Raw genomic sequence first — 5,955 nt, 5'->3', positions numbered from 1 at the left:
AACTTGAGGAGGTTGTTGAGGAGGCTAGGAAGGGTGAGGTCGTGATTCCGGAGCAATCAATTTACCTAGGGAGAGGTAGGGAGTTCACCTTTGATGTTGAGGACATCCTCAAGTTCCTCAGGGAAGCACAGCCGGAGCAGTTGGATGTCTTTAGGAGGGAATTGTTGAGGGAGTTAAGGAGGAGGAAGAGGTTGAGTGAGGAGGTGGGTAGGATAGAGGAGGAGGTTAGGAGGTACGTGAAGTCCCTCGGGGTTTATGTCCCATTCGCGATATTGGATTACGATAGATTCAAACTATGGGAGAACAAGTACCACTTCATCTTCAAGGCAGAGATCGGTGCGCACAAGTACCTCGATGAGTACGAGGGCACACTTGACGAGTTGATAGAGCTCTTTAAGGAGGTCGTGAGGAGGGAGTCCAGGGAGATTTCCAGGCTCATAAGGAGGGCTAGGAGTGAGAGGGAGAGGTGGATTAGGGAGGTTGGCGGCTTGTCGGAGTTCCTTTCCGAGCTTGAGTCACACGTGATTGAGACAGCCATATTAACAATAACAGGCCCTAAATTAGCTAGACCAAGCACCTGGAGGGGGCTCGATGATGGAGTCATAATAGCCATGGGTATGGGATTGGAAAAAGCCGGTGATTTGGAGGCAATTAAGTGGGATATAACGAGGGTAGGACCAAGCGAGTTCGTCTATGGGGCCCACCCACACCTATGGCCCGAGTTCTATGGGTGGTTTGTGGAGTCCCTAAGGTCCAATGGTGTGTTGAGTATTATCCTGAGGTCCTTTAGGAAGGAGGTTGACGAGCTCACAGGGCTACCGGTTAAGGAGTTGAGAGGCTACGTGGTTAGCATGAGTGGGGGTAAGATCACGTACAAGCAATTAACAGCCAGAGAACTATTTGAAGCGCACACAACAGACCCAGTCACTGGTGAGCGCATCGAGCCTGAGCCCGCAGTAATCTACTGCGGCCCGGGTGATGATAGGATATACTCTATACGTGGGACGTGACACCTAAGGCGGTGCATTATCCTAATTAACGCCCTATTACTTAAACCCCTGAATTATGTGAAGTCTCGGCGTGAACCTAATACCAAGCCTGGACGCCATGGGTTTCGTGGTTTCCTCATCCTTACGTATGCATTCATCACGTGAAGTACATTGCGACATTAGGTAAATCCTATCCTTGGGTATGCCAAATTTATTAATGAACCACAGCACTTCCTCCTCATCTTTCTTATTCTCAATTACGAACTTAAACACGGCCTTACCACTCCTCACAAACTCCCTTATGGCTTGCTCGTTAATCCTAGCCCTAATCGGCATTTTTGAGTTCGAGAGTTTAGGCGATACGTTGAACTCATCTACGTAATCGGCAAGTCCATTTGGTGGTATCGTACCGTTCGTCTCAACCTCAACGTACCAACCAAGGTTCTTAATCATCCTTAATAACGGTAATAATTCATTGATCCAGAGCAGTGGTTCACCGCCCGTGACGACTAGGTGCTTAACGTAGTTCCCCAGTTCCTCAAGCCTTGAGTAAAGGTCTTCGGTCCTCATCTCAATACCTCCATACCAGGAGTACCTGGTGTCGCACCAGGCGCACCTTAGGTTGCATAGGGCTAGGCGTAGGAATACCGCCTCCTTACCCGCGTTGGGTCCCTCGCCCTGCCTTGACTTAAATATCTCAATAACCCTCATACAACTGATCACTCAGGCGGTATCTCGTTATAGACCAAGTTTAGTGGTATCCCCTGCCTCCCCCTGATGTACTTGGCGATTGCAAATATCAATAGGCCGGTTATGAATACTATCGATGATTCACCCAGTAGTTGGATTGGGTTTCCGGTTATGGAGAGGTAGTACTGCGGTTGTGTGACCCAGTAATAAGCGAATATTGATAGGAACGCTAAGTAAGTTACTGATAATGTAGTTAGCATTGATTTGTTCACGTGAAGCTTGGTAACACCCCTCACATACATTGCCAGGGCGAGGGCTGTAGATGCGATGAAGGTGAATATCAGGAGTATTAGGGCGTCCAGGTCTATTGCGTAGAGGAATGCAGAGCTGAATGGCGTTAGCACCAAGATGTAGATTAGGGCTATGGTGACCGCCAGATCAAGTATGTGGGCGGCAATGGGCGAGTGAGTCCTTGGATGAACGTAGGAGAGGAAGTTGGGCAGCACCCTATCCATCGAGAAGGCGAGTAGGTACCTGGACACCTGAATGACAACACCAGTAACCGGCGCGATGTACCAGAGTATTGATGAGTATGCCAGGGCTATAGCTATTGGCATGTGAAGTAGGGCTAGGTCAGCCCCTGGATTAATGATTATATAGCCGTCGTCAATACCGTGCGCACTCATGTAGCTAGCCCCAATGTAGAACCTAAGTCCGAAGGCGTGTATGAACGATACCACGAAGATGGAGAGGAACAAGCCACCCAGCACGAACATACCAACAACACCAAGCAGTGCCGTGACCCTATCCCTCCTGATCTCACCACCTATCGTCGCCGGGAAATTCACGTAAGCCCACACGGCGGTTGTGAATGCAACCATTCCGAAAATACCGTATAAACCACCAATGGGCCTTGCCCTAGCTGCGTATGCCAACGCCTTGCCGTATACTAGGCCCAGGGCCTTTACGATAATGCTGTGCGGTAGTATGGCTACGTAGATTGCGGAGGCTATGAACGTCACTAACGCGGCTGTTGACACTATCATGAACATGAGTAGTCCTGCCCTGGATGAGAGTATGTTTATGAGGATTAACACGGTTATTATGGCCACGGCCAGTGCGAACTCATAGACTGGGTTAAGCACCATATTAGCCAGTGGATTACCTAGCGCCTGCATTATGGTACCCAATTGGGTTATTGAGAAGTAAATTAGTACCGCATCATAGAGCATCTCTCCAACTGTGAAGTTGAACCAGGCGGCAAAGCCTACCGGTGGGTTTAGTCTCGAGAAGTACACGTAATCAGCCCCCGTCCTTGGGTACTGCCTAGTTATTAAGTACCACATGGCCACGGCCGGTGTGAACATGAGCCAGGAAATGGCTAGGGCAATGTATGCGGAATCACCACCTCCGTATAGGTAAAGCCCAGTTAGATAAACGAAGGGTATTATCAAAAAGCCGTTATACCCCATATTCGTCAGCAACGCCTTTAACGGCCCAACCTCCCTAACTAAACCCGTGCTTTCCCTAGTAAATAGTTTCATGGTAAAGCACCGCTGAGGAATGCATCGATCGCATCACCAACCCTAACCCTGTATCCAACATCGTTTAATGCCTTAGCCAGGGCTATTATGGCGTTGCTCATGATACTCAACGACGCAGTGTAGCCCATATGCCCTATCCTAAGCACCTTACCCTTCAATGAACCCCCAGGAACCTGCCAGAAAAACCCCATACCTAAGCGCTGCCTCCCTAATCCTCGCATCACTGATATTACCTGGCGTGTAGAATGCCGTCACAGTCGGGCTTGAATACTCCCTGGATTCTGGCACTAACTTAAGCCCCATCGCCTCAACTGCATTGATTACGCCACGAGATACCGCCCTATGCCTCGCATAGACGTTCTCTAACCCTTCCTCCTCAATCATCCTTAAGGATTCGAGGAGACCATTGATCAAAGGCTCGCTGTGGGTGTAGGGGAATTCCATCTTCTCAATGACATCCCTCCAGAGCCTAATGTTTAGGTAGAAACCCCTGTAATTGGTCTTCTCCATGCGCTCCCAAGCCTCATTACTGACGGCAAGTATCGTAAGCCCAGACGATAGGTTGAGCACCTTCTGGCTACCGCCGATAATTATGTCGACACCCCACGATGCACTAACCTCAACACCACCAATCGAGGAGACTGCATCAACAATCAATAGCTTACCCTCAGACTTAACAGTCGCAGCTATCTCCCTGAGGTTATTCAGGGTACCACTTGGTGTTTCGCAGTGAACCATGGTGACTAAACCAGCATCCTTACCCTCACCCCTGAGGAACACCCTAACCCTATCGGGATCGAGCACCTTACTATAATCAACCCTGTGCATCACGGGTACACCGCCATAAGCCGTTACGAGATCCGCGAAGGCATCCCCGAAGATGCCGTTGCTCAACACCACAACCTTATCACCAGCCCTCACTAGGTTCGCTACGGCAGCCTCTAGACCGCTCATTGCCTCACCAACCCATATAACCACATTATCCTTGGCTGTACCGAGCATCCTAGCCAGCATTGCCCTTGCTTCATCATAACGCCTAAAGAACTCGGGATCCAGGTCCGGGTTTGTTGTGCGTTTAGCCATGGCCAGCAACACCCTGTGCGGTATCTCCGTGGGGCCCGGCGTAGCCACTAACCTATCTGTGACAAGCATCACGGCTCCCACTGCAGGGTGGAGTTAAGTTTTGTTAAACGTTTAATAGGTTTGTGGGGTCAGGTTTAATAACCTGCCACGTAACTCCACGACCGTGTGTACAATAGGTGGCGTGTTGATATTCGGTGAGTTAAGTAAGGAGAGGGCGCAGAAGATCGAGGAGATGCTCAGAATGGTGATAACCAAGGGTGAGGAGAGGGGTAGGGACAGCTTTGGCGTCGTCTCGGTTAAGCGTGACGGTTCAATTACGGTATTTAAAGAGAGGGGTAAGCCGAGCAATGCCTTGGCAAGGGTCTCGAGAATCATCGATACCGACACCGTGGTCTCAATATTCAATGATAGGGCTGAGCCGACCACGGAGTATGTTAGGGTTAAGTTACCTGACGATATTCAACCAATGATTGGCAATTACATAATCGTTACACATAACGGGACTATAGCCAACGATAGGGAGTTAGAGTTAAGGTTCGAGTTGAGGCGTAAATCCAGGATAGACACAGCAATACTACCACCACTCCTTGAGAAGCTCTGGGACGGTTCACTCGAGGGCCTTAGGGACGTTTTGGTGAGGTATGTTGTTGGTAGTTACGCCCTAGCCATAATCGACAGAAGGAGGCCAGGTAAGCTTTGGTTGGCCACGAATTTCAAGCCCCTATACCTGGCGTGGTATGGAGAATTGAACGCATTATTCTTCGCAAGCCTCGATGACTACCTAATCGATAATCCGAATAAGCCCGTATGGGAATTACCGGTCATTAGGAGGGTTGAGCCCTACAGCGCGGTTGAGGTCAACGTAAGTGGTGGTTGGAGGGAGGTCTCGTTGAGGATCGAAGCTGGGAATAAGAGGAGAAGGGTCTTGGTTATAGCCAGTGGTGGTCTTGACTCAACCACGGCCGCCGCTCACCTAATTAAGCAGGGTTATGAGGTTGCGTTGCTTCACTTTAATTACGGCCATGTCGCCGAGGGACCTGAGAATAGGGCGGTTAGGGAGATAGCGAGGTTCCTAAACGTACCACTCATCGAGGTCGACATGGACTTCTTCAGGGTGGTTAGGCACTCACCACTCCTTGGTGATGGCGAGATAAACAGGGTTGATGAGGGTAGGGAGGGTGCGGAGTTTGCCCATGAGTGGGTGCCGGCGAGGAATTTCGTGTTCATAGCCCTGGCAACAGCCATAGCCGAGGCGTATGGGTATGATTACATAGCCACCGGCATAAACCTTGAGGAGAGTGGTGCGTACCCCGATAACGAGATGGAGTTCATACGATTACTAAACAAGGTCCTGCCCTACGCCGTAGGCCCAAACAAGCATGTCGAGTTACTAATGCCCGTTGGGCACCTCGTTAAGCATGAGATAGTGAGGCTGGGGCTTGAGGTTGGCGCACCACTGCACCTAACCTGGAGCTGCTACGATAAGGGGCCGAAGCACTGTGGTCGGTGCGGCCCCTGTTACATGCGAAGATGGGCCTTCAAAATAAACGGTGTCAGGGATCCCGTCGAGTACGACCTACCCACGGAGGTCGAGGATGAGTTCTGGAGGGGCACCAAGCCATATACGGTACCTAAAACGCCAAAATCGG

General features: G+C 50.3%; 6 protein-coding genes. 2 read left to right on the top strand and 4 right to left on the bottom strand.

The genetic code is table 11. The annotated features are described in order from the left end of the window. Window positions 1-1,010: hypothetical protein (locus AAX04_RS12225; RefSeq protein WP_066798323.1), on the top strand; the 1,010-nt coding region annotated here is incomplete at its 5' end. A 36-nt stretch (window positions 1,011-1,046) separates the two neighbouring features. On the opposite strand, the gene AAX04_RS11225 is transcribed toward AAX04_RS12225, so the two are convergent. The 4 genes from AAX04_RS11225 to AAX04_RS11215 are packed head-to-tail and all read right to left on the bottom strand — an operon-like array spanning window position 1,047 to window position 4,375. Next, complete coding sequence (locus tag AAX04_RS11225) at window positions 1,047-1,700, bottom strand: 7-carboxy-7-deazaguanine synthase QueE (RefSeq protein WP_066798321.1); 654 nt, start codon at window positions 1,698-1,700, stop codon at window positions 1,047-1,049. An 8-nt stretch (window positions 1,701-1,708) separates the two neighbouring features. Continuing rightward, window positions 1,709-3,223: an APC family permease gene (locus tag AAX04_RS11220; protein WP_066798319.1), complete on the bottom strand. Its 1,515-nt coding sequence runs from the start codon at window positions 3,221-3,223 to the stop codon at window positions 1,709-1,711. After that, window positions 3,220-3,381, bottom strand: coding sequence for a hypothetical protein (locus AAX04_RS12095; RefSeq protein WP_156519844.1), 162 nt, complete (start codon window positions 3,379-3,381; stop codon window positions 3,220-3,222). Before AAX04_RS12095 ends, AAX04_RS11220 begins: the two co-directional genes overlap by 4 nt. Next, the gene (locus tag AAX04_RS11215) at window positions 3,371-4,375 is read right to left on the bottom strand and encodes an alanine--glyoxylate aminotransferase family protein (protein ID WP_238377876.1); all 1,005 of its coding nucleotides are present in this window, start codon (window positions 4,373-4,375) and stop codon (window positions 3,371-3,373) included. Before AAX04_RS11215 ends, AAX04_RS12095 begins: the two co-directional genes overlap by 11 nt. Before the next feature lie 94 nt (window positions 4,376-4,469). Between AAX04_RS11215 and AAX04_RS11210 the strand changes: the two genes are divergently transcribed. Next, on the top strand, window positions 4,470-5,955 hold a 1,486-nt coding region (locus tag AAX04_RS11210; RefSeq protein ID WP_066798317.1), incomplete at its 3' end, for a 7-cyano-7-deazaguanine synthase.

Source organism: Caldivirga sp. MU80, assembly GCF_001663375.1.
Taxonomy (GTDB): Archaea; Thermoproteota; Thermoprotei; order Thermoproteales; family Thermocladiaceae; genus Caldivirga.
The sequence above is the reverse complement of the archived record's forward strand: the minus strand, read 5'-3'. Positions and strand labels throughout refer to the sequence as shown.

Excerpts from the sequence above, each read along its gene's own strand:
- AAX04_RS11225 (WP_066798321.1), bottom strand. The coding sequence starts at position 1,700 with ATGAGGGTTATTGAGATATTTAAGTCAAGGCAGGGCGAGGGACCCAAC.
- AAX04_RS11220 (WP_066798319.1), bottom strand. The coding sequence starts at position 3,223 with ATGAAACTATTTACTAGGGAAAGCACGGGTTTAGTTAGGGAGGTTGGG.
- AAX04_RS11215 (WP_238377876.1), bottom strand. The coding sequence starts at position 4,375 with ATGCTTGTCACAGATAGGTTAGTGGCTACGCCGGGCCCCACGGAGATA.